The organism is Enterobacter sp. ENT03 (assembly GCF_019218745.1).
Classification (GTDB): domain Bacteria; phylum Pseudomonadota; class Gammaproteobacteria; order Enterobacterales; family Enterobacteriaceae; genus Enterobacter_D.
In genome coordinates, this window is the sequence record NZ_JAHUXA010000001.1 from 339,419 (window position 1) to 362,231 (window position 22,813).

The 22,813-nt window shown below is 55.2% G+C and carries 20 protein-coding genes; 6 read left to right on the forward strand and 14 right to left on the reverse strand.

The window, feature by feature from the left end; genetic code table 11:
* Positions 1-101 precede the first annotated feature (101 nt).
* From KW828_RS01665 to KW828_RS01680, 4 genes are all read left to right on the forward strand, one after another.
* Positions 102-1,175 (forward strand): acyltransferase family protein, encoded by a 1,074-nt coding sequence (locus KW828_RS01665; protein WP_218334704.1) that lies wholly within the window; start codon positions 102-104, stop codon positions 1,173-1,175.
* A gap of 107 nt (positions 1,176-1,282) precedes the next feature.
* A complete protein-coding gene (mfd, locus tag KW828_RS01670; protein WP_218334705.1) occupies positions 1,283-4,729 on the forward strand; it encodes a transcription-repair coupling factor in 3,447 nt (1,148 codons plus the stop codon).
* Positions 4,730-4,876: 147 nt separating this feature from the next.
* Complete coding sequence (locus KW828_RS01675; protein ID WP_371316071.1) at positions 4,877-5,836, forward strand: L,D-transpeptidase family protein; 960 nt, start codon at positions 4,877-4,879, stop codon at positions 5,834-5,836.
* A 58-nt stretch (positions 5,837-5,894) separates the two neighbouring features.
* On the forward strand, positions 5,895-6,530 hold the full coding sequence (locus KW828_RS01680; protein WP_218334707.1) for a TetR/AcrR family transcriptional regulator: 636 nt from the start codon (positions 5,895-5,897) through the stop codon (positions 6,528-6,530).
* 420 nt (positions 6,531-6,950) lie between these two features.
* On the opposite strand, the gene KW828_RS01685 is transcribed toward KW828_RS01680, so the two are convergent.
* The 8 genes from KW828_RS01685 to hinT form a co-directional block, all read right to left on the reverse strand.
* Positions 6,951-7,490 (reverse strand): glycine zipper 2TM domain-containing protein, encoded by a 540-nt coding sequence (locus KW828_RS01685; RefSeq protein WP_218334708.1) that lies wholly within the window; start codon positions 7,488-7,490, stop codon positions 6,951-6,953.
* Between the two features lie 186 nt (positions 7,491-7,676).
* Positions 7,677-8,981: an NAD(P)/FAD-dependent oxidoreductase gene (locus KW828_RS01690; RefSeq protein WP_218334709.1), complete on the reverse strand. Its 1,305-nt coding sequence runs from the start codon at positions 8,979-8,981 to the stop codon at positions 7,677-7,679.
* Positions 8,982-9,218: 237 nt separating this feature from the next.
* Complete coding sequence (gene ycfP / locus KW828_RS01695) at positions 9,219-9,761, reverse strand: alpha/beta hydrolase YcfP (protein WP_218334710.1); 543 nt, start codon at positions 9,759-9,761, stop codon at positions 9,219-9,221.
* Between the two features lie 39 nt (positions 9,762-9,800).
* On the reverse strand, positions 9,801-10,826 hold the full coding sequence (nagZ, locus tag KW828_RS01700) for a beta-N-acetylhexosaminidase (RefSeq protein ID WP_218335349.1): 1,026 nt from the start codon (positions 10,824-10,826) through the stop codon (positions 9,801-9,803).
* 11 nt (positions 10,827-10,837) lie between these two features.
* Positions 10,838-11,650, reverse strand: coding sequence for a thiamine kinase (thiK, locus tag KW828_RS01705; RefSeq protein WP_218334711.1), 813 nt, complete (start codon positions 11,648-11,650; stop codon positions 10,838-10,840).
* Positions 11,637-12,281 carry a penicillin-binding protein activator LpoB gene (lpoB, locus tag KW828_RS01710; protein WP_218334712.1) on the reverse strand — a complete coding sequence of 215 codons (645 nt, stop codon included), beginning with the start codon at positions 12,279-12,281 and terminating at the stop codon, positions 11,637-11,639. The genes thiK and lpoB overlap by 14 nt, the downstream gene beginning before the upstream one ends.
* Before the next feature lie 11 nt (positions 12,282-12,292).
* Positions 12,293-12,667 carry a YcfL family protein gene (locus tag KW828_RS01715; protein WP_218334713.1) on the reverse strand — a complete coding sequence of 125 codons (375 nt, stop codon included), beginning with the start codon at positions 12,665-12,667 and terminating at the stop codon, positions 12,293-12,295.
* Position 12,668: 1 nt separating this feature from the next.
* Positions 12,669-13,028, reverse strand: coding sequence for a purine nucleoside phosphoramidase (hinT, locus tag KW828_RS01720; protein ID WP_218334714.1), 360 nt, complete (start codon positions 13,026-13,028; stop codon positions 12,669-12,671).
* A gap of 305 nt (positions 13,029-13,333) precedes the next feature.
* Between hinT and fhuE the strand changes: the two genes are divergently transcribed.
* Positions 13,334-15,529 (forward strand): ferric-rhodotorulic acid/ferric-coprogen receptor FhuE, encoded by a 2,196-nt coding sequence (gene fhuE / locus KW828_RS01725; RefSeq protein WP_218335350.1) that lies wholly within the window; start codon positions 13,334-13,336, stop codon positions 15,527-15,529.
* Positions 15,530-15,751: 222 nt separating this feature from the next.
* Here the strand turns inward: fhuE and ptsG are convergent, their stop codons facing one another.
* From ptsG to pabC, 6 genes are all read right to left on the reverse strand, one after another.
* A complete protein-coding gene (ptsG, locus tag KW828_RS01730; RefSeq protein WP_218334715.1) occupies positions 15,752-17,185 on the reverse strand; it encodes a PTS glucose transporter subunit IIBC in 1,434 nt (477 codons plus the stop codon).
* Between the two features lie 298 nt (positions 17,186-17,483).
* Positions 17,484-18,278, reverse strand: a complete 795-nt coding sequence (locus KW828_RS01735; RefSeq protein WP_218334716.1) for a metal-dependent hydrolase — start codon at positions 18,276-18,278, stop codon at positions 17,484-17,486.
* A gap of 10 nt (positions 18,279-18,288) precedes the next feature.
* Positions 18,289-19,293 (reverse strand): DNA polymerase III subunit delta', encoded by a 1,005-nt coding sequence (holB, locus tag KW828_RS01740; protein ID WP_218334717.1) that lies wholly within the window; start codon positions 19,291-19,293, stop codon positions 18,289-18,291.
* Positions 19,290-19,931: a dTMP kinase gene (gene tmk, locus KW828_RS01745; protein WP_218334718.1), complete on the reverse strand. Its 642-nt coding sequence runs from the start codon at positions 19,929-19,931 to the stop codon at positions 19,290-19,292. Before tmk ends, holB begins: the two co-directional genes overlap by 4 nt.
* The gene (gene yceG, locus KW828_RS01750) at positions 19,921-20,943 is read right to left on the reverse strand and encodes a cell division protein YceG (RefSeq protein WP_218334719.1); all 1,023 of its coding nucleotides are present in this window, start codon (positions 20,941-20,943) and stop codon (positions 19,921-19,923) included. The genes tmk and yceG overlap by 11 nt, the downstream gene beginning before the upstream one ends.
* Positions 20,940-21,755 (reverse strand): aminodeoxychorismate lyase, encoded by an 816-nt coding sequence (gene pabC, locus KW828_RS01755; protein ID WP_218334720.1) that lies wholly within the window; start codon positions 21,753-21,755, stop codon positions 20,940-20,942. Before pabC ends, yceG begins: the two co-directional genes overlap by 4 nt.
* Before the next feature lie 459 nt (positions 21,756-22,214).
* Between pabC and KW828_RS01760 the strand changes: the two genes are divergently transcribed.
* Complete coding sequence (locus KW828_RS01760) at positions 22,215-22,811, forward strand: fimbrial protein (RefSeq protein WP_218334721.1); 597 nt, start codon at positions 22,215-22,217, stop codon at positions 22,809-22,811.
* Positions 22,812-22,813: the final 2 nt, after the last annotated feature.

Consider the following 22,813-nt stretch of genomic DNA (forward strand, 5'->3'; position numbering starts at 1 on the left):
ATCCTTCACCACGTTCAATTCCAGACCTTTACGCATTACAGCCTTGCGCGGCATCACCACAATTAACGCCTGAATTTTGGCAAAACAGGTTCGCGGTAACAATGAAACAAAAAGCATTATGGATTAATCAGATCAAAGGGTTGTGTATCTGTCTGGTGGTGATTTACCACTCGGTGATTACCTTCTACCCGCACCTGGAAGGTCTGCAACATCCGCTGTCGGAAACGCTGTCGAAGTGCTGGATCTACTTTAATTTGTACCTCGCACCCTTCCGTATGCCGGTGTTCTTCTTCATTTCCGGCTATCTGATCCGCCGGTATGTGGAAGAGGTGAAATGGGAAGGCTGCGTGGATAAACGCCTGTGGAGTATTTTTTATGTACTGGCGCTGTGGGGCGTATTGCAGTGGCTGGCGATCGGTGCGTTGAACGACTGGCTGGCCCCGGAACGGGATTTGAGCACCACCGCTAACGCCGCCTATGCCGGATCATTTACCGGTTTCCTGCACGGTATGCTCACCGCGAGCACCAGCCTGTGGTATCTGTATGCGCTGCTGGTCTATTTTGTGCTGTGTAAGATGCTGCAACGCTGGAAAGCGCCGGTGATGATACTGCTGGCGCTGCTCTCCATTGCCATTAATTTCCTGCCGCTGCCGTGGTGGGGATTAAACAGCGTGGCGCGTAATATGATCTATTACAGCCTGGGCGCCTGGTATGGCGTGGCGGTGATGGAGGTGATCAAAACCGTGCCGCTACGTCGTTACGGTCTGTGGCTGGCGGCGGCGTTGGTCGTCGCGGTGCTGTTGTGGTTCAAAAATGTGCCGCTGCTGTTGTCGCTGTTTTCGATTGTGCTGATCATGAAGCTGTTTTTGCAGCTTGAGCAGCGCTTCCCGCCGGGTGAAAACAATCTGCTTAACGTGGTGGGTTCTAATACCATCGCTATTTACACCACTCACCGTATTCTGATTGAAGGCTTTAGCCTGGCGCTGATCCCGCTGCTTAATCAGGCGTGGCTGCCGCCGATGGTGGAACTGGCGCTGCTGCTGGTCTATCCGTTTATCAGTCTGCTGATTTGTACCGCCGTGGGACTGATGGTGCGCAAACTCTCGACACGTCTGTTTGGCGATCTATTCTTCTCGCCACCGGTAGATTTACGCCCGGCGATGGCCGCCCGTTGACGGTTGCCTTTGCTAAAAAGGCATGATCGAGGATAATAAACTGCATTGTGTTTCAGTGGCATGCCCCCATATCGGGGGCGTACCCTTAAGAGATCATGACACCCGCTATGCCTGAACAATTCCGTTACTCCCTGCCCTCCAGAGCAGGCGACCAGCGTCAGCTGGGCGAACTTACTGGCAGCGCCTGCGCCACCGAAGTGGCCGAAATCGTTGAACGCCATCATGGCCCGGTCGTCCTGATCGCGCCCGATATGCAAAACGCGCTGCGTCTGCACGACGAAATCAGGCAGTTTACCGATCATCTGGTGATGAATCTGGCCGACTGGGAAACGCTGCCTTACGACAGCTTCTCACCGCATCAGGAAATTATCTCCTCCCGCCTGTCGACGCTCTATCAGCTGCCCGCCATGCAGCGCGGCGTGCTGATCATGCCGGTGAATACGCTGATGCAGCGCGTCTGCCCGCACAGCTTCCTGCATGGCCATGCGCTGGTGATGCAAAAAGGCCAGCGGCTGTCCCGTGATGCCTTGCGCGTGCAGCTGGATAATGCTGGCTACCGGCATGTCGATCAGGTGATGGCGCACGGTGAATATGCCACGCGAGGCGCGCTGCTGGATCTCTACCCGATGGGCAGTGAACAGCCCTACCGTATTGATTTCTTTGATGACGAAATCGACAGCCTGCGCCTGTTCGATGCCGACACGCAACGCACGCTAGAAGAAGTGGAGGCGATTAATCTGCTGCCTGCCCACGAATTCCCGACGGATAAAGCCGCCATCGAACTGTTCCGCAGCCAGTGGCGTGACAATTTTGAGGTGAAGCGCGATGCAGAGCACATCTATCAGCAGGTGAGTAAAGGCACCCTGCCGACCGGTATTGAATACTGGCAGCCGCTGTTCTTCAGCGAACCGCTGCCGGCGCTGTTCAGTTATTTCCCGGCGAACACCTTGATTGTGAATACCGGCGATCTGGAAACCAGCGCGGAGCGCTTCCAGAACGACACCCAGGCGCGCTATGAAAATCGCGGCGTCGATCCAATGCGACCACTGCTGCCACCGTCCCGCCTGTGGCTGCGTACCGACGAACTGTTCGGCGAGCTAAAAAGCTGGCCGCGTATCCAGCTGAAAACCGACAAGCTGGCCAACAAAGCTGCCAACACCAATCTGGGCTATCAGACGCTGCCGGATCTGGCGGTGCAGGCGCAGCAAAAAGCGCCGCTCGAGGCGCTGCGTAAATTTATCGAATCCTTCAGCGGCCCGGTGGTGTTCTCGGTAGAGAGCGAGGGCCGTCGTGAAGCATTAGGCGAACTGCTGGCGCGGATTAAAATCGCGCCGAAGCGTATTCAGCGTCTGGATGACGCGACCGGCAACGGGCGTTATCTGATTATTGGCGCGGCGGAGCGCGGTTTTGTCGATACCCTTCGTCACCGGGCGCTGATCTGCGAAAGCGATTTACTGGGCGAGCGCGTCTCCCGCCGTCGTCAGGATAATCGCCGCACCATCAACCCGGATACATTGATCCGTAACCTGGCGGAGCTGCATCCTGGACAACCAGTGGTGCATCTGGAGCACGGCGTCGGACGCTATGCCGGGATGACCACGCTGGAAGCGGGTGGCATCAAGGGCGAATACCTGATGCTCACCTACCTGGGCGATGCCAAACTCTATGTGCCTGTCTCTTCCCTGCATCTGATCAGCCGCTACGCCGGAGGCGCCGAAGAAAATGCGCCGCTGCATAAACTGGGCAGCGATGCCTGGTCACGGGCACGGCAGAAAGCGGCGGAAAAAGTCCGCGATGTGGCGGCGGAGCTGCTGGATATTTACGCTCAGCGCGCCGCGAAAAGCGGGTTTGCGTTTAAGCATGACCGCGAACAGTATCAGCTGTTCTGCGAAGGCTTCCCGTTTGAAACCACGCCCGATCAGGCGCAAGCCATCAACGCGGTGCTCAGCGATATGTGTCAACCGCTGGCGATGGATCGGCTGGTGTGCGGCGATGTGGGCTTCGGGAAAACCGAAGTGGCGATGCGGGCGGCTTTCCTGGCGGTGGAAAACCACAAGCAGGTAGCGGTGCTGGTGCCGACCACCCTGCTGGCGCAGCAGCACTATGATAACTTCCGCGATCGTTTCGCCAACTGGCCGGTACGCATCGAAATGCTCTCCCGCTTCCGCAGCGCCAAAGAGCAGGCACAAATCCTTGAACAGGCCGCCGAAGGGAAAATTGATATTCTGGTCGGCACGCACAAGCTGCTGCAAAGCGATGTGAAGATGCGCGATCTGGGGTTGCTGATCGTCGATGAAGAGCACCGCTTTGGCGTGCGCCACAAGGAACGCATCAAAGCGATGCGCGCCGACGTGGATATTCTGACGCTGACCGCCACGCCGATCCCGCGAACGCTGAATATGGCCATGAGCGGCATGCGCGATCTGTCGATTATCGCCACCCCGCCTGCCCGTCGTCTGGCGGTGAAGACTTTTGTGCGCGAGTACGACGAACTGGTGGTGCGCGAAGCCATGCTGCGTGAAATCCTGCGTGGCGGCCAGGTGTACTACCTCTATAACGATGTGGAAAACATTCAGAAAGCCGCACAGCGGCTGGCGGAACTGGTGCCGGAGGCCCGTATCGCCATCGGTCACGGTCAGATGCGCGAGCGCGAACTGGAGCGGGTGATGAATGATTTCCATCATCAGCGCTTTAATGTGCTGGTGTGCACCACCATCATCGAAACCGGGATCGACATTCCCACCGCCAACACCATTATCATTGAGCGGGCCGACCACTTTGGTCTGGCGCAATTGCACCAGCTGCGTGGCCGCGTCGGGCGTTCCCATCATCAGGCCTACGCTTGGCTGCTGACGCCGCATCCTAAAGCGATGACCAGTGACGCGAAGAAACGCCTCGAAGCCATTGCTTCGCTGGAAGATCTGGGGGCGGGCTTTGCGCTGGCAACGCACGATCTGGAGATCCGTGGGGCCGGGGAACTGCTCGGCGAAGATCAGAGCGGCCAGATGGAGACGATTGGCTTCTCGCTGTACATGGAGATGCTGGAAAATGCTGTCGATGCGCTGAAAGCCGGGCGCGAGCCGTCCCTTGAGGATCTCACCAGTCAGCAGACGGAAGTGGAACTGCGTATGCCCGCGCTGATCCCGGATGATTACATTCCTGACGTCAATACGCGCCTGTCGTTCTATAAACGGATCGCCAGTGCGAAAAGTGAGAACGAACTGGATGAGATCAAGGTGGAGCTGATCGACCGCTTTGGCCTGCTGCCGGATCCGGCGCGTACCCTGCTTGAAGTGGCACTGCTGCGTCAACAGGCGCAGCGGCTCGGCATTCGCAAGCTGGAGGGCAATGACAAAGGCGGTACCATTGAGTTCGCCGAGAAGAATCACGTTGACCCGGTGTGGCTGATTGGTCTGCTGCAAAAGCAGCCGCAGCATTTCCGCCTCGACGGGCCGACACGCCTGAAGTTCTTCCAGGATCTCGGTGAGCGAAAAGCCCGTATTGAATGGGTGCGTCAGTTTATGCAGAAACTGGCGGAAAACGCCGTCGCCTGAGGTCACTGACGCACCGTCCGATGGCGGTGCGTCAGCCTTTACAAACTCTTTGCACTTCCCCTGGGTTTCCCGACACGTTCGCCATCCATAATTGAGGTTTATGTTGAAATAACAATAACCTGAAAATACCTGTGGGTGATGATCCTAATGATAACCTCGCGTTTTACCCGTTGGCTGACGTACGTTGCCGTTGCCTCGGCGCTGACCCTCGCCCTCCCTGCTCAGGCAAATACCTGGCCGCTGCCCGCCACAGGCAGTCGCGTGGTAGGAGAAAACCGCTTCCACCTCGTTGAGAATGACGGCGGCTCGCTGGAAGCAATCGCTAAAAAATACAATGTCGGATTCCTTGCGCTATTGCAGGCCAACCCCGGCGTGGATCCTTATGTGCCCCGCGCGGGCAGCGTGCTGACCATTCCCCTGCAAACCCTGCTACCGGACGTGCCGCGCGAAGGGATTGTCATTAACCTTGCCGAGCTGCGTCTTTATTACTACCCGCCAGGAAAAAAAGAGGTGACGATCTATCCCATCGGCATTGGCCAGTTGGGGGGCGACACTCTGACGCCCACCATGGTGACCACCGTGTCGGACAAACGCGCGAATCCCACCTGGACACCCACCGCGAATATTCGCGCCCGTTATAAAGCCCAGGGCGTTGATCTGCCCGCCGTGGTCCCTGCCGGGCCGGATAACCCGATGGGGCATCACGCCATTCGTCTGGCGGCCTACGGCGGCGTGTACCTGCTGCACGGCACCAACGCGGATTTCGGCATTGGCATGCGCGTAAGCTCCGGCTGTATTCGTCTGCGCGATGGCGACATTGCCACGCTGTTTAAAAAAGTCACGCCTGGCACCAAAGTGAATATCATTAACACGCCAATTAAAGCGTCACTGGAGCCTGACGGCAGACGGCTCGTAGAAGTGCATCAACCGCTCTCCAAATCCATTAATGACGATCCGAAAACCCAGCCGATCGTCTTAAACAGCGCAATGGAAGCGTTCAAAGCCGATGCACAAACGAATACCGTGCTGATGGATGAAGTGATGCAGGTTCGTTCTGGTATGCCGGTAGATGTCACGGAACATCAAGAGGTTGCGCAAAGTTTGTAAAGGCCGCCGGTTATTTTTATAATGATCGTTCAACAAACATCATTATTCAGGCGGCGCTATGACCAACGATGTGACCTGCTGTACTAAAAAAAGCCGTGGCCGACCGAAAACCTTCGATCGGGACGCCGCGCTTGATAAAGCCATGACGCTGTTCTGGCAGCACGGGTATGAGGCCACCTCTTTAGCGGATCTGGTAGAAGCCACCGGCGCAAAAGCACCGACGCTGTATGCGGAGTTTACCAATAAAGAGGGGCTGTTCCGCGCCGTGCTGGATCGCTATATCGCCCGTTTTGCCGTCCGGCATGACGCACAACTGCTGTGTGAGGACAAGCCGCTTGAGCAGGCGCTGCGTGATTATTTCACCTCCGTCGCGACCTGCTTTACCAGCAAAGACACGCCAGCGGGCTGTTTTCTGATCAATACCTCTGCCACGCTGGCGGCCTCCTCTGATGAGATTGCGCAGACAATCAAATCGCGTCACGCGCTGCAGGAAAAAACGCTGGTACAGTTTTTACAGCAACGTCAGGCGCGCGGCGAAATTCCCGCCAGCCGCGATGTTCACGCCCTTGCACAGTTTTTAAGCTGCATTTTGCAGGGTATGTCTGTCAGCGCCCGTGAAGGCGCGTGCGTGGAAAAACTGCTGCAAATTACGACTACCACCCTGCGGCTGTGGCCCGAACTGCTGAAATCCTGATCCTTTTCTTCTGCCGTTTTGATTGGTCTGCCCTGTTGCAGTAATAGGTCAGACCTTTCGGCATTCCGTCTCGTTTTGCTATTCTTAATGGTGATTATTTTTGTGCTAATCATTAGCACACATAAGATAGGAGCAATTTGCAGGTCATGAAGACACGTTCGATGGCTGTTCACATGCAGAAGGAAAATGAAATGGTTTTGCTATTACCATTCCTTAAAGTGCTAATAGTAATAACATTGTTATTTAGTCTGTGGGTGTTATGCGGCAATTCAGTGGTTTTCGCGTTCGTATCGGTCGTTGTCACCGCCGCCCTGCTGGTGAAACAAAGTAAAGATACTGCGGTTTAAGTCAGACAGGTACAAACAAAAAGGACTCCCCAGCCTGAGCGATTGGGGAGTCAATTATGTAGGGACTGCTTTTTTACGCTTTGTTGTTCAGGATCAGCTGACCGTTGCCGTCCAGCGGAATTTGCGTACCAGGGTCATTATCCATACGAATTTTGCCCTGCTGATCGCCAATTTTGTAGGTTACGTCGTAACCGAGCATTTTTTCTGATTTGTCGTACACCGTTTTACAGCGCTGTTGGCTGCTGGTGTAGGTATCATTATCCTGTAATGAGCCCTGGATCTGGTTGCCGGCATAGCCGCCACCCAATGCCCCCACGACTGTCGCCACGTCTTTACCGCGACCACCGCCAAACTGGTGACCAATCACCCCACCGGCTACCGCACCCAGCACGGAACCTGTCAGGCGATTCTCATCCTGTACCGGCCGGCGATGCGTTACCGTGACATTACGGCACTCTTTACGCGGTGTTTTAACCGTCTCTTTAATTGGTGTGGCTGATACAACCTGCGCATATTGTGGACCGCTCTTGAAGACATCAAGACCCGCAACAGCCGCCACACCCAGAGCAGCGGCCACACCAATTCCTATACCCGCTAACATTGATTTATTCACAGGAATATCTCCCTTCTTTGCTATTGGTAACAATTTTGCAATCAAAGCCGAAGTGCGCCAATCAGAATTCAGGAAGATTGAGAGGTATTGTGCGGGGAAATACGCTGATTCAGAGAAGTCTGAGCCAATAGCCCTGTCAGGCAGAAGGATATGCTGATTGCCCCGCCGTGTGGCGGGGCATGATGCTTAGTGCAGCTTCAGGCGCGGGCGGATCACCCGGTTGATACTGCCGACCACCATCATCAGGCCGGTTTTGAAATAACCATGCAGCGCGACCTGGTGCATACGGTAAAGCGAGATATACACAAAGCGCGCCATACGCCCTTCAATCATCATTGAACCGCGCATCAGGTTGCCCATCAGGCTGCCGACGGTGGAGAAGTTAGACAGCGACACCAGCGAGCCGTGATCTTTATAGACATACGCTTTCAGCGGCTTGCCTTTCATCTGCGCGAGAATGTTATGCAGCGCGCAGGTTGCCATCTGGTGTGCGGCCTGTGCACGGGGCGGTACGAAGCCGCCTTCCGGACGAGGACAGGATGCACAGTCGCCGATGGCAAAAATATCGGCATCGCGGGTGGTCTGCAACGTCGGCTCGACGACCAGCTGGTTGATACGGTTGGTTTCCAGCCCGCCGATCTCTTTCATAAAGTCCGGCGCTTTAATACCTGCCGCCCAGACCATCAGATCGGCTTTAATATGCTCGCCATCTTTGGTGTGCAGCCCTTCACTGTCGGCGCTGGTTACCATAGTCTGCGTCAGAACACGCACGCCCATTTTGGTCAGCTCATTATGCGCCGCACCAGAAATGCGTGGCGGCAGCGCAGGCAGAATACGCTCGCCCGCTTCCACCAGCGTCACGTTCAGCGCTTCATTGCTCAGCCCTTTGTAACCGTAGCTGTGCAGCTGTTTGACCGCATTATGCAGCTCTGCTGACAGCTCAACGCCGGTCGCGCCGCCGCCGACAATAGCGATGTTGACCTTGCCGCTGGCACCGAGGTTGGCGGAGTATTTCAGGAACAGGTTAAGCATTTCCTGATGGAAACGGCGCGCCTGGTGCGGGTTATCGAGGAAGATGCAGTGCTCTTTCACGCCCGGCGTGTTGAAATCGTTGGAGGTACTGCCCAGCGCCATCACCAGGGTGTCATAGGCGATTTTACGCTCCGGCACCAGCAGCTCGCCTTTTTCATCGCGCAACTCGGCCAGCGTCAGGGTTTTGCTGTCGCGATTGATGTCCATCACCGACCCCAGCTGGAACTGGAAGTGGTGATTACGCGCATGCGCCAGGTAGCTCAGCGCATCCACACCTTCATCCAGCGAACCGGTCGCCACTTCATGCAGCAGTGGTTTCCACAGATGGCTATGGTTGCGATCAATCAGCGTGATTTTCGCTTTTTTTCCGCGCCCAAGCTTCTTTCCCAGCTGTGTCGCCAGCTCAAGGCCGCCTGCACCGCCGCCCACAATCACGATCTTTTTCAATGGTGTAGTCAACGTGACCCCCTCAAAATTATTAACCAATTGTTAAGTAAAGGTTATATAAATAAGTTTTAATTAACAACAAGTTACCAGCATGAAAACAGCCTGCTGGTAACGAGAATAGCATGTTCGGTGCATTGGTCATACCAAAATTGATGTACATCAAGTTTTGCTGCTTAAAAGATAAGCGTGTTCCGCGCGAAAGCAAAAAAAAGCCAGCGATTAAGCTGACTTTTAAGAGGATGTACCGGGTTAACCGAGGGTTTTAAAGGCTTTGATGCGCTGCAGATGCGGGGAGATATTCTTGAATTTGTGGGTCTGCTCTTCATCCCAGACAATTTCATAGAAAGGCTGCAGCAGCGCCGCGGTGCGCTGACTGTCCAGCGCTTCATCATGGCGCGAGAGGATCGCCAGGCAACGGTCGCGGTTTTTCTCGCGAAAGTTGGCTACGCATTTAGTGGCAATATCGGCGTACTCTTCAGGACGGTCGATTTTGCCTTCCATGTTCTCTTGCGGGAACAGGTTCGGGTTAAACACCACCTGGCGGACATCGCACAAAAATCCGATGCGCTCCGCCCAGAAGCCGCCGAGTCCGACGCCGCAGATCAACGGCCGTTCATCGACGTTCAGCTGCAACATTTTATCCACTTCCTTTAGCAGGTGCTGCATATCATGCCGGGGATGACGGGTGCTGTAACTCAGCAGTCGCACATCCGGATCGATAAACTGCAGCTGCAACACTTTCTCGTGATTACCCGGACTGTTCGAGTCAAAACCGTGTAAATAGATGATCATTGTGTCCTCACCACACTGCAACGCGCCGATGACGGCGGGTTAATGAGCCGTTTTATGTTCCTGCCAGCGTTCATGCAGCTGTTCCAGCGCGGCGCTGACCGTTTTCCACTTCGCGGATGACATCAATTCCTGACGCGTAAATGAACCTTTATGATACAACTCTGTAACACGCTGTGCATTGATCGGCGACAGGTTATCCAGCACACTTACCGCACCTTTACGATTATTACACACCAGGATCATATCGCAGCCCGCATCCAGCGACGCCTGGCCGCGCTCCGCATAGCTGCCCATGATCGCCGCCCCTTCCATCGACAGATCGTCAGAGAAAATCACGCCGTTAAAACCCAGCTCGCCGCGCAGCACGGTTTGCAGCCAGTACGGTGACCCGCTCGCCGGGCGCGGATCGGCGTCGCTGTAAATCACGTGCGCCGGCATAATGGCGTCGAGCTTGTTTTCGGTAATGAGCGAGCGGAAGACCGACATATCTTTGGCGCGGATCTCCGCTTCGTCACGGGGATCGCGCGGCGTCTCTTTATGAGAGTCTGCGCTTACCGCGCCGTGGCCGGGAAAATGCTTGCCGGTCGTTTTCATTCCGGCGCTGTGCATCCCGTCGATAAAGCGGGTCGCCATCGCCAGCGCCAAAGCCGGATCGGCATGGTAAGAACGCTCGCCAATCGCCGCGCTGATGTGTCCCACATCCAGCACCGGCGCAAAGCTGATGTCAATGTCCATCGCGATCATCTCGCTTGCCATCAGCCAGCCGGCATCTTCCGCCAGCCTGCCGCCCTCTTTGGTGCCCAGCAGCGCAGCGAAGGACTGTGCCGCGGGCAGCCGGGTGAAACCCTCTTTGAAGCGCTGTACGCGCCCGCCTTCCTGATCCACCGCCACCACCAGCCGGTGATGCGACGCCTCGCGGATCTGCCGTACCAGTTCGCGCAACTGGGCGGGATCATGATAGTTGCGGGTAAACAGGATCAAGCCGCCTACCAGCGGATGCGCCAGGATCTCGCGCTCTTCTGCATCCAGCTCATACCCTTCAACGTCTAACATTACCGGACCCACATTCACCTCTCTTATCCTTTCTTCGGCAACTGGCCCCATATTTCATCGGCCAGCGTGATAAATTGTTGTTCGCCGGTTTGCTGCCAGCGGCACTCGTACCAGCCCGCCATCAGCATCATCACCCATGGCCGCCAGCGTTTAACCTGCCGCTGTAGCATAATGGGATCGATGTTGGCCCGCCGGGCATAGTCATTCACCAGCCGCTGACGCGCGGCATCGTCCATCCACACCGAGGCCAGCTCCAGGGCAATATCGCCATCACCGGCATATTCCCAGTCGATCAACCGTAGTCCGTGCGCACTGTGCACCAGATTGCCCGCATGGACATCCATATGCAGTGGCGCAAGGCGCAATGCGCCTGGCTCTCTGTGCTGACGTAGTTTTTTCAGCACTCGCAGCCAGAACGGTGTGCGCCGTGACGGTGCGGCCTGTTGCCAGTAAAGCTCAAGCAGCGGCAACAGCGTAATGCGCCAGCCAAAACAGGGCTGCTGGTGCAGATGATACAACACCTCTGCCAGCGCATCGGTAGCCGGTAACGCCGTTTTTACCTCACCGCGCAGATAATCGACGGCCATCCAGCCCTCGCCGTAACGCTGCGGTTTTGGAGCCAGTGAGGCAGGCAGACGTTTCAGGACGTGGTACTGACGTAAAAAAGGCGCGGATGAGGTTGCCGGATGCTGATAACGAAGCACCAGCCGCTGAGCTCCATCGTCGATAATGACACTCCCGCCGGACAGCCCTGACGTTGTCTGGCCTGCGGCGGGAGTAAACTGCGGAAAGTAGCGTGACAGGATGGCGTCACGCTCAGGTTTATTGTTGTGCAACGCTGCCTTTACCTGACCAGACGATCTCGCCAGTTTGTACCAGCATCAGTTGCATTTGCAGCGTCGGGGCATTCACGTTGCCGCTGGCGCTGGAATAGAGCACATACTGTGCGCCAACATTACGGGCAATGCCGATAGCTTTGCTGCGGGTACCCAGGCTGTCCTGTGGAGAAAGCCCCAGCTGCTGCTTGGCGACGCCCAGCTGCTGCGCGGAAACCAGCGTGAATTTACCGTTATTCGCCAGCGCATTGCGCAGCGCATCGGTACCTTCGCCGGTATTCAGCGAGCCATTGGTGCGGTTGTTCACGCTATCGACCAGCAGCACGCTGCCGCCCTCAGCGCCACTCGCCTGCAGCATTTTGCTGACCATGGGCGCGATCGCGCCGCTCCAGTCATAGTGACGGACGCGCGGCGTGGGCTGCACGGTGTCATCCTGATGCTCAATGGGCCCAGGCTGTGACGGGATTGTGGGCACCGACGGCACGGTTGGCAGCGGTTGCGTCGGCGTGGTCGGTTGTTCTGGTGTCGGTGTCGCCTGGTCAACCGGGGCGGGCTGTTCCTTATTAATCTGACACCCTGACAGGATCAATGCCACCGTCACAAGCAGGGCGTAGCGTCCCATTATTCTCATTTAAATCACCTTTATAAATAGAGATAGAGCCGCACTTTGTGCGCGCCCAGATAGTTGGCGCTGCCATAAAGCGTCACCGATGCGTTAGCTGGCACCGTGACGGTTCGCGGCGCTTCCAGCGGATGCATTTCCAGCCCTCTGGCGTCATACCAGTAAAAACGATAATGCACGGTTACCGGCACATTTCTTTCATTGTAGAGAGTGGATGACGCAGAAGACTGAATTTCCGAGCGGGATAATTCCGGTTTTTCTGCGGAGATCCCCGCCGCCAGGACGGTGGACTCCATCACCAGCGTTTGCTCATCGCTGACCGGGATCGCAGGCTTTGCGCTACATCCGGCAAGCAGGAGCGCCCCCAGCAACACGGCGGTACGCCTTCTGCTCATCTTAGTGGCCTTTGCGCGGCAGCATAGGTCCAAGGGCGTGTCCCCCAACCAGATGCAGGTGGATATGATAAACCTCCTGCCCGCCGTGACGATTGCAGTTCATGATCAGGCGATAACCGTCTTCGGCAATGCCTTCCTGTTTGGCGATTTTAGCCGCGACGGTCATCATACGGCCCAGCGCCTGTTCATGCGCTTCGGTGGCGTCGTTGATGGTCGGGATCAGAATATTAGGCACGATCAGGATATGCGTCGGGGCCTGGGGGGAAATGTCGCGGAATGCGGTAACCAGTTCATCCTGCCAGACAATGTCCGACGGAATTTCACGCCGGATAATTTTACTGAAAATGGTTTCTTCTGCCATGTCGTCTTCCTTCTTTATGACTGCATAATATTGCCAGAGAGTATGAGTGACAATCTCCTGATGTTTCAACTATAAACCTCATTTTCTTACCCTGCCGAAAGGTTGCCCTCTCTGCCCCTCCGCTGTGCGGGGTAAAACCGTGTTTCAGTAATAATTATTACATCTGTTTACAGGGTGAACTGTAATGCGTATATTTCGCATTTGCATTTCTATGCGCTATTCATCACTGAATAAGTCTCTCTCAGGTACCGCACCGACAACGTATCGGCGCTGTGCTTTAAGACCAACACACAGAAGGGTTAATGATGTCTTTCACCGTTCACGCCAGGGACGGACAACGTCCACCTGCCACTCCTCCGTCATTGCTGGCGGTTTGTATTGCTTTTGCCTTGACGCCAGCGGCGGGCTTTGCGGCTACGACGGCAACCCCAGAAGATACGCTGGTTGTCGACGGTTCGTCCTCAGGCGCTGCGGCTGCCACAGAAAGTGAAGACTACAGCGTTAAAACCACCACCTCAGGTACTAAAATGCTGCTGGTTCAGCGCGATATTCCCCAGTCGGTAACGCTGGTCAGTGAACAGCGTATGAAAGATCAGAAGCTGGAATCATTGGGCGATGTGCTGAAAAACACCATCGGTGTTTCTGAGAACGTGGCAGATTCGGATCGCAGTACTTTCTATTCCCGCGGTTTTTTAATCGACAACTATATGGTCGATGGCATTCCGACGCTGTTTGAATCTCGCTGGAACATGGGTGATGCGCTGGCGGATACCGCCATGTATGAACACATTGAAGTGGTGCGTGGCGCAAATGGTCTGACGACCGGCTCGGGTAACCCTTCTGCGGCGATCAATATGGTGCGTAAACATGCCGATAGCCGTGAATTCACCACCAACGTCAGCGCCGAGTACGGCAGCTGGAATAAGCAACGTTATGTGGCAGATCTCTCGACTCCGCTGACTGAAAACGGCAATATCCGCGGTCGTATGGTAACGGGCTATCAGGATAAGGACAGCTGGCTGGACCATTATGGTCAGAAGAAAAAATTCTTCTATGGCGTGCTGGATGCCGATCTGACCGACGCCACCGCGTTCTCTGTGGGTTACGATTATCAGGAAAACAACTCTGACCGTCAGACCTGGGGCGGCCTGCCGCGCTGGTATACCGACGGCAGCAAAATTAAAGCCGACCGCAGCGACAGCACCTCGCCTGACTGGGCCTACAGTGATACCGAAACGCAGCGCACTTTCGTCACGCTGAAACAAAAGCTCGGCGATAGCTGGCAGCTCACGGTAAACGGTACGCACACCGAAACAGAACTCGACAGCAAGGCACTGTATCTCGACGGCCAGGTTGATAAAACCACGGGTCTGATGGTCAGCCCTTATGGCGCGTCCTATCCGTTCGTTGGCGGCACGGGTTACAACACGGGCAAGCGTAAAGTCGATGCCATTGATACCTTTGCCAACGGTAGTTATGAACTCTTTGGTCGTGAACATGAGCTGATGGTCGGCACCAATTACACAAAACAGCGCAATACCTATTTCAGCTCATGGGAAAACATCGGCGATACGCAGCTGGGTAATTACAACGATTATCATGGTAATTTCCCGGAAACTAACTGGGCGCCGTTAAGCCTCGCGCAGGAAGATACGGTGCGTCAGAAATCGGCGTATCTGGCGACGCGCATTTCGCTGGCGGATCCGCTGCACCTGATTCTGGGGGCGCGTTATACCAATTACACACTGCATACCCTGACGCAGGATCTGGAGAAGAACAACACCTCACCCTATGCGGGCGTAGTGTTTGACATCGACGATACCTGGTCCACCTATGCAAGTTATACCTCGATTTTCCAGCCACAGACGCAACGTGATGGCCAGGGGAAATATCTGTCGCCTGTTACGGGTAATAACTACGAAGCGGGTGTGAAAGCAGACTGGATGGACAGCCGACTGACCACCTCGTTGTCCGTGTTCCGTATTGAGCAGGATCATCTGGCACAGTCAACCGGCGGCGTCGTTGCAGGCAGCAACGGCGAAACCGCCTATCGTGAAGCAGATGGTACCGTCAGCCGCGGCGTCGAATTTGAAGTGAACGGCGCGCTGACTGACAACTGGCAGATGACATTCGGCGCAACGCGTTATGTCGCGGAAGACAGTGAGGGTGTCGCGGTGAACTCAGAGCTGCCGCGCACCTCCGTGAAGATGTTCACCAGCTATCGCCTGCCGATGTTGCCGGACCTGACGGTCGGTGGCGGCGTCAACTGGCAGAACCGTACCTGGGCCGATGTGCCGGTAGCCAGCGGGACACTGCGTTCAGAGCAAGGTAGCTTCGCGCTGGTGGATCTGTTTGCCCGTTATCATGTGACCAAAGCGCTTTCGGTACAGGCGAATCTCGATAATCTGTTCGACAAAACCTACGAAACCAACATTAACAGCCGCACTTATGTGTTTGGCGAACCGCGTAACTTCTCGGTTAGCGCAAACTACAGCTTCTGATATACTGCTGCAAAAAGGGGAGCCATTTGGCTCCCCTTTTTTATGGTACCTCTTTGCCCGGCGGCGCAAGCTTGCCGGGCCGACAGTGTCCTTCCATCCCTTCACCCAGATCGGTGTAAGCGCAGTACCCAGGCCGGTGTAAGCGAAGCGCCACCCGGCATCACATTCACCAGACGTAAAAAAGGGAGCCATTCGGCTCCCTCAGTCTCCCCAGACTATTTGTTAGTTATTGCGGATGTATTCATCCATTTCGGTTTTCAGGTTATCGGATTTAGTACCGAAAATCGCCTGAACACCGGAACCTGCAACAACCACACCTGCCGCGCCCAGTTTCTTCAGGCCAGCCTGATCCACTTTAGCCACGTCGGCCACGCTCACACGCAGACGCGTGATACAGGCATCCAGGTTAGTGATGTTATCTTTACCGCCGAATGCGGAAACCAGAGCCGGAGCCATTTCGCTGGTGCCGGTTGTTTTTGCATCTTCGGTAGCGTCTTCGCGACCCGGAGTTTTCAGATCCAGTGCTTTGATCAGCACGCGGAACACGGTGTAGTACACCGCCGCGTAGCACAGACCGACAACCGGGAACAGCCACAGGTTACTGCCGTTACCGCTCAGTACCACAAAGTCGATCAGACCGTGAGAGAAGGACGTACCGTCACGCATACCCAGCAGGATACAGATCGGGAAGGCCAGACCAGCCAGTACCGCATGGATTGCGTACAGGATCGGTGCCACGAACATGAAGGAGAATTCGATCGGTTCGGTGATACCCGTAAGGAACGAAGTCAGCGCAGCGGAGATCATGATACCGCCCACTTTCGCGCGGTTCTCAGGTTTCGCTGAGTGCCAGATGGCGATAGCCGCAGCCGGCAGACCGTACATTTTGAACAGGAAGCCGCCAGACAGTTTACCCGCAGTCGGGTCGCCTGCCATATAACGTGGGATGTCACCGTGGAATACCTGACCTGCCGCGTTGGTGTATTCACCAATCTGCATCTGGAAAGGAACGTTCCAGATGTGGTGCAGACCAAACGGTACCAGGCAACGCTCAACGAAGCCGTAGATACCGAACGCCACTACCGGGTTCTGATACGCCGCCCACTGAGAGAAGGTCTGAATAGCCGTACCAATTGGTGGCCAGATGAAGGACAGCACGATACCCATGATGATCGCAGCCAGACCAGAGATGATCGGCACGAAGCGCTTGCCCGCAAAGAAGCCCAGATATTCAGGGAGCTTGATACGGTAGAAGCGGTTAAACATATAGGCCGCTATCGCACCGGAGATGATCCCGCCCAGAACCCCGGTGTCCGCCAGGTGTTTAGCCGCGATTTCTTCAGCAGGTAAATGCAGCACCAGCGGCGCTACCACCGCCATGGTTTTCACCATGATGCCGTACGCGACCACAGAGGCCAGCGCAGAAACGCCGTCGTTATTGGTGAAGCCCAGTGCCACACCGATAGCGAAGATCAGCGGCATGTTAGCAAAAACGGAACCGCCCGCTTCGGCCATAACATGGGAAACAACTTCTGGCAGCCAGCTGAAGTTTGCCGAACCGACGCCCAGCAGGATACCTGCGATAGGCAGTACGGATACTGGCAGCATCAGTGATTTACCGACCTTCTGCAGGTTAGCAAATGCATTCTTAAACATAATTGAGAGTGCTCCTGAGTATTTGTGCTTTTTTTTACGTTTTCACGCATTGGCGCGGGGGGAGAACCGCGCCGTGGACGGGACATCTAAGCGCCCTTTATTTATTACGCAGAGTAAAATAAATCGGCGTAATATTGTTTGACGGCTATCACGTTTCAGCCAGGACCGTTCTTAAAACTTGCACTGTTTTACAAAAGTCATGTCTGGATGTGTCCAAAAGCGTCAACACCGCCCCGTTTGAGGCGGTGAACTTTACTCGCAAAGCCTATTAATTACGAGCTTTAAAAAAACTGAGTTATCAGGAAAATTGCAGGCGGGCGGGGTCGATATGGAAGAGTCTGGCAAAGTTTTGTGTCGTTTGTTGCGCCAGTTCTTCAACCGGAACACCTTTCACTACCGCCATATACTCCGCGACATCGCGGGTCATTGCAGGCTGGTTTTCTTTACCACGATGGGGAACCGGGGCCAGATACGGTGAGTCGGTTTCCACCAATAGCCTGTCGAGCGGTATGTAACGCGCGGCGTCTCGAAGTTGCTCTGCGTTACGGAAAGTGACAATCCCGGAAAATGAGATATAGAAACCCATGTCCAACAATTTACCGGCTGTTTCTTTGTCTTCAGTGAAGCAGTGTAGTACACCCCCACAATCCGTCACCTTTTCTTCGCGCAGAATGGCAAGCGTATCCTCGCGGGCATCGCGCGTATGGACGATCACCGGCTTATTCAGCTCGCGACCAATGCGGATGTGGTTGCGGAAAGATTCCTGCTGCTGCGCTTTGGTTTCCGGCGTGTAGAAATAGTCGAGACCAGTCTCGCCCATCGCCACGACGCCCTCTTCTGCCGCCCACTGGCGCAGGGTCTCCACCTCATAAGCGTCATCCTGGTTCAGCGGATGTACGCCACAGGAGAAGACCACGTTATCGCGCTCGCCAACCAGTTCGCGCATTGCACGGTAGCCCGGCAGCGTGGTGGCAACCGCCAGACAGAATTTCACGTCGCGTGCGGCGGCTTTCGCCAGCACATCATCAACGTCTTTATGAAGGGATTGATAATCCAGGCCATCAAGATGGCAATGTGAGTCGACTAAAAACATAAAATCTCTTTCAGAAGTGGGACACAGGAAGCACGGTGCCCGGTTGCAGGTAGTGCTCCCAGCATAAGAGTAGGTCGGTTAACAGCAGTTCGCGATTTACGCCGGTCACATTCAGCAATTGCTCGCGACAGGTAAACACCGCCGAGAGGATCGCCTGTAAGCGCGCCGTCGGCAGATGCTGCGCCAGACGGCTGACCAGCGGCTGTGCATCAACGTTGGTGAGCAGCGTCGCGCCCTGCTGCATTTTCAGCGCGTCCATCAGCAGCGACGCCAGCCATTGCAGACGTTCAGCGACCTGATCGTGATTCAGCACGCCAAGCATTGACAGCCAGTCCCTGCTGTCCAGTGCGGCATTGACCGCCGTACATAAGGTTTGCCGCTGAGTGGCGCTGTCGGTCAGTAACAACTGTGCTGCTGCCCCCGGCGCCCCGCCGCATAAACGCAGCGCCGCGAGGCTGGCCTCCGCACTGGCGGTAGTTTCTCGCGCCAGCCAGGCGATAGCATAACTCTCGGTCGGCGGTGATAAGTGATGGATCCGGCACCGGCTGCGCAGCGTGGCGAGCAGTCGCGCCGGTTCGCGGCAGGCGAGGAAAAACCACGTATTCGCCGGCGGTTCTTCAAGGGTTTTCAGCAGGGCATTCGCGGCGGCGTCGGTTAACAGTGCGGCGTCGCTGACCCACACCACTTTCGCGCCCCCCAGCCGGGCGTGCTCATACAGCTTTTCCGTGACCTCGCGGACTGCATCGATACCCAGCGACGCCTTGCCTTTTTCCGGCGTCAGCGCGTAATAGTCCGGATGGGTGCCCGCCTGCATCAGTTGGCAGCCGCGGCACTGGCCACAGCTTTTATGCTCTACCGGCTGCTGACACATCAGATAGCGGGTGATGGCGTAAATCAGCGCATCCTCTCCCATGCCGGGCAGCGCATGGATCAATAACGCATGGTGTCCGCGTCCGGCCTGATAGCTGGCAATCAGTTGCTCAAAGTCCGGGCGTAACCATGGATACCATTTCATGCGTCTTGCTCCCGTACCCAACGGGTGACGGTATGGCGAATATCGCTGATCACGGCGTCAAGGGACTGGGTGGCATCGATGGTTTTAATGCTCGCATCCTGCGCCGCCAGTTCAAGATAACGCGCACGGGTGCGGTTAAAGAAATCCAGCGATTCCTGCTCAATGCGATCCAGTTCGCCGCGGGCACGGGCGCGTTTCAGGCCCACTTCCGGCGTGACGTCGAGATAGAGGGTTAAGTCCGGGCGGAAATTACCCAGCACCGCGTCGCGCAGCGTGGCGAGCATCGTGTTATCAATGCCACGTCCACCGCCCTGATAGGCCTGCGTAGAGAGATCGTGACGGTCGCCGATAACCCAGCAGCCGCGCGCCAGTGCCGGTTTAATCACCGTTTCCACCAGTTGTACTCTGGCGGCGTAAAACATCAGCACTTCGGCTTTATCGTTAATGATCTCATCGCCCACCGATTTGATGTCCAGCACCAGGCTGCGCAGTTTTTCTGCCAGTTGCGTACCGCCCGGCTCGCGGGTGAAGATCATCTCGCCGATGCCAAGCTGCTCCAGCGTTTCCACCACAACGTTACGCGCCGTGGTTTTACCGGCACCTTCGAGACCTTCAATAACGATGTATTTACTGCCCATTTTTTTCCTTTAATACTTTCAGGTAGTCCTGCACTGACCGGTTGTGGCTGGCGAGATTGGTGTTGAAGGTATGCCCGCCTTTACCGTCGGCCACAAAATAGAGATACGGCGTTTTGGCCGGATGCGCGGCTGCCTTCAGCGAGGCTTCGCCTGGCGTGGCGATCGGGCCTGGCGGCAACCCGGTAATGGTATAGGTATTGTACGTGGTTGGCGTCTCAAGATCGCTGCGCGACAGTTTACCGTTATATTTTTCACCCATGCCGTAAATGACCGTCGGATCGGTTTGCAGACGCATGCCGATACGCAGACGGTTAATAAAGACCGACGCGACGCGGTCACGCTCTTTGGCAACGGCCGTCTCTTTTTCGATAATCGACGCCATGGTGACCAGCTGGTTTTTATCCGCATACGGCAGGCCTTCCATGCGCCCTTCCCAGGTGCTGTCCACTGCGGCGACCATTTTCTGATGCGCGCGCTTTAACAGCGCAATATCCGTGGTATTGGCGGTGTACATCCAGGTATCCGGCCAGAACCAGCCTTCCACCCACTCCGGGTTGTCAAACTTCAGCGCGGTGGCAACGGTCTGATAGCTGTCGTCCTTCAGCGTGTGTTTAATATATGGGGCGTTGCGCAGTTGAAGGAGATAATCGCTTAACCGCATCCCCTCCACCAGCCGCAGCGGGAACTGCGCTTCTTTACCGCTCTCCAGCAATAACAGCATATCGCGCACGGTCATTTTCGGCGTCAGGCGATAAGTGCCAGCTTTAAAGTGCGACAGATCCGGCTCCACGCGCAGCAACCACTGAAAGACGCGCGGACGGTTAATAATCTTATCCGCGTACAGCTGCTCCCCCAGCGCGACGCGCCCGGTTCCCGCTTTCAGCGTGAATATGGTGTCTTCTTTGATCAGGATCGGGCTGTTCGCCATCTGGCGGACTTTCCACAGACCCGCGCCCGCGGCGATAACCAGTACCACCGCCAGAATCAGGACGAACCGAAACAGTTTCTTCATGACGAAATCGAATGCTCACAAAGTGGGGCTAAAAATTGATACAGCGTCCGTGACGTCCACGTCCGTTCGCCATATTCACGAACCGCAATAATCGGCATTAACGCATTACAGATGAGCACTTCATCGGCGTCTGTCAGGGCGTCTTCTGGGGCACACACTTCTGCCACCCTAAACGGTGATGCCTTAAGCTGCGCCATGCAATGCTGACGCATAATACCGTTTACGCCTGCGTGATCCAGTATTGGGGTAAAAACGTCATTGCCTTTACGCCAGAACAGATTCGCGGCACAGCATTCCGTAATGAACCCGTCACTGTCAAGAACCAGCGCCTCGTCAGCCGTCGTCTGCTCAAGATGAGTACGGATCAGCACCTGTTCGAGCCGGTTGAGATGTTTGATACCTGCCAGATGAGGATTGCGCCCAAGACGCACCGGGCTTAAGGCGAGCCTGATTCCCTCTTCCCGCCAGCGTGAATAGTGCGGGGGATACGCTGACACACTCACAATACGTGAGGGTGTGTTGCAGCCGGACGCGCTGTAACCCCGCCCGCCACTTCCACGGGTAATGATCACTTTGAGCACACCACTGTTATGCCCCAATGCCAGCCGACGCATCTCGTCTTCAAGCTCTGACCACGCCTGAAAAGGCAGCATGAGTTTTCCGCAGGCTTCGTGCAGCCGTCGCAGATGAGCGGGTAAGAAAGCTACGTTACCCCCCTGAATTCGCGCAGTGGTAAAACATCCATCGCCGAACTGTATGGCGCGGTCATTGACCTTCAGGCTCTCCCCAGGGAAACCATTAATTACATCCATTCATCCTCCCCACAGTAATGCATTAAGAGTGCCCGTGGCCTGGCGATTGTGCAAGTCGCTAAGCGTTCTGGGGTCTTATGCCCAGGAGCTTACATCAGTAAGTGACTCGGGCGAGGCCAAAGGCCGCGTCAAGCCAACGCACAGGCAACTTGAAGTATGACGGATATATCTGTCACGGCTGAATTCTCATAGGAATAACAATACTCTATTAATAATTCATGTTATTCCCGCCGTGTCTTTATTAACTAAGATTTCACCCTGGATAACTCTTATTAAAAAAAAGTTGAACAACATCTTGCAAAACCATAGAATTAATTAAAGCAATGGTGCCATATTCACAAGACAAATTAGTCCTAATTGATACATATAAATAAAAAATTATAACCCGGATGGTTATATACAAACATCGAGATAAATTAACAAATTTGAAAAATCACGTCATATGAAAGGAACTCTATTATGAAATTAACCTCCCCTTATTCTATGAAATTAAACACTTCTTATTCGCTGCTGGCACTGGCTCTTATCGCCATGTCTTCAACAGCAAATGCCGCTGCTACCACCGAAGTTAATGCGGGTACGATCAATTTTGAGGGTAAGGTGGTTGAAGCCCCTTGCCTCGTAGACCTCAATGACGTCACGCAACGGGTGGACCTGCCAGAGGTTCCAACAAGGCAATTTTACGATGCCGACAACGCCACAGCCACGCTAAATAGATTAGCCAGACATAGCGCGAGTTTTACTCTTGGTGTTACCGATTGCCCCTCAAATGCGGTGCAAGAAATAACATTTAAGTTCAAGGGCGAGGCAGATGCTTCTAATAGTCGAGTGCTAAAAAACGCGGCGAGGGATGGTAGTGGCGTCGGCATTGCGATTTTAGAAGAAGACGCAACCACAATAATTCCTGTCAATTCCGGAACCTCTAGTACGATGACCATCGCCTCTGGTGCAACCAAGGGGGAAAAAACCTTTTATGCGGATTACATTTCAACCGGGTCAGTCATAACGATAGGTGATGTTACAGCAACTGCAACGTTCGACGTAACCTTTAATTGATA

What these genes read in the sequence shown, in the direction of transcription:
- KW828_RS01665 (WP_218334704.1), top strand. Translation starts at nt 102, where the DNA reads ATGAAACAAAAAGCATTATGGATTAATCAGATCAAAGGGTTGTGTATC.
- mfd (WP_218334705.1), top strand. Translation starts at nt 1,283, where the DNA reads ATGCCTGAACAATTCCGTTACTCCCTGCCCTCCAGAGCAGGCGACCAG.
- KW828_RS01675 (WP_371316071.1), top strand. Translation starts at nt 4,877, where the DNA reads ATGATAACCTCGCGTTTTACCCGTTGGCTGACGTACGTTGCCGTTGCC.
- KW828_RS01680 (WP_218334707.1), top strand. Translation starts at nt 5,895, where the DNA reads ATGACCAACGATGTGACCTGCTGTACTAAAAAAAGCCGTGGCCGACCG.
- ycfP (WP_218334710.1), bottom strand. Translation starts at nt 9,761, where the DNA reads ATGATCATCTATTTACACGGTTTTGACTCGAACAGTCCGGGTAATCAC.
- lpoB (WP_218334712.1), bottom strand. Translation starts at nt 12,281, where the DNA reads ATGAGAATAATGGGACGCTACGCCCTGCTTGTGACGGTGGCATTGATC.
- KW828_RS01715 (WP_218334713.1), bottom strand. Translation starts at nt 12,667, where the DNA reads ATGAGCAGAAGGCGTACCGCCGTGTTGCTGGGGGCGCTCCTGCTTGCC.
- hinT (WP_218334714.1), bottom strand. Translation starts at nt 13,028, where the DNA reads ATGGCAGAAGAAACCATTTTCAGTAAAATTATCCGGCGTGAAATTCCG.
- fhuE (WP_218335350.1), top strand. Translation starts at nt 13,334, where the DNA reads ATGTCTTTCACCGTTCACGCCAGGGACGGACAACGTCCACCTGCCACT.
- ptsG (WP_218334715.1), bottom strand. Translation starts at nt 17,185, where the DNA reads ATGTTTAAGAATGCATTTGCTAACCTGCAGAAGGTCGGTAAATCACTG.
- KW828_RS01735 (WP_218334716.1), bottom strand. Translation starts at nt 18,278, where the DNA reads ATGTTTTTAGTCGACTCACATTGCCATCTTGATGGCCTGGATTATCAA.
- holB (WP_218334717.1), bottom strand. Translation starts at nt 19,293, where the DNA reads ATGAAATGGTATCCATGGTTACGCCCGGACTTTGAGCAACTGATTGCC.
- tmk (WP_218334718.1), bottom strand. Translation starts at nt 19,931, where the DNA reads ATGGGCAGTAAATACATCGTTATTGAAGGTCTCGAAGGTGCCGGTAAA.
- yceG (WP_218334719.1), bottom strand. Translation starts at nt 20,943, where the DNA reads ATGAAGAAACTGTTTCGGTTCGTCCTGATTCTGGCGGTGGTACTGGTT.
- pabC (WP_218334720.1), bottom strand. Translation starts at nt 21,755, where the DNA reads ATGGATGTAATTAATGGTTTCCCTGGGGAGAGCCTGAAGGTCAATGAC.
- KW828_RS01760 (WP_218334721.1), top strand. Translation starts at nt 22,215, where the DNA reads ATGAAATTAACCTCCCCTTATTCTATGAAATTAAACACTTCTTATTCG.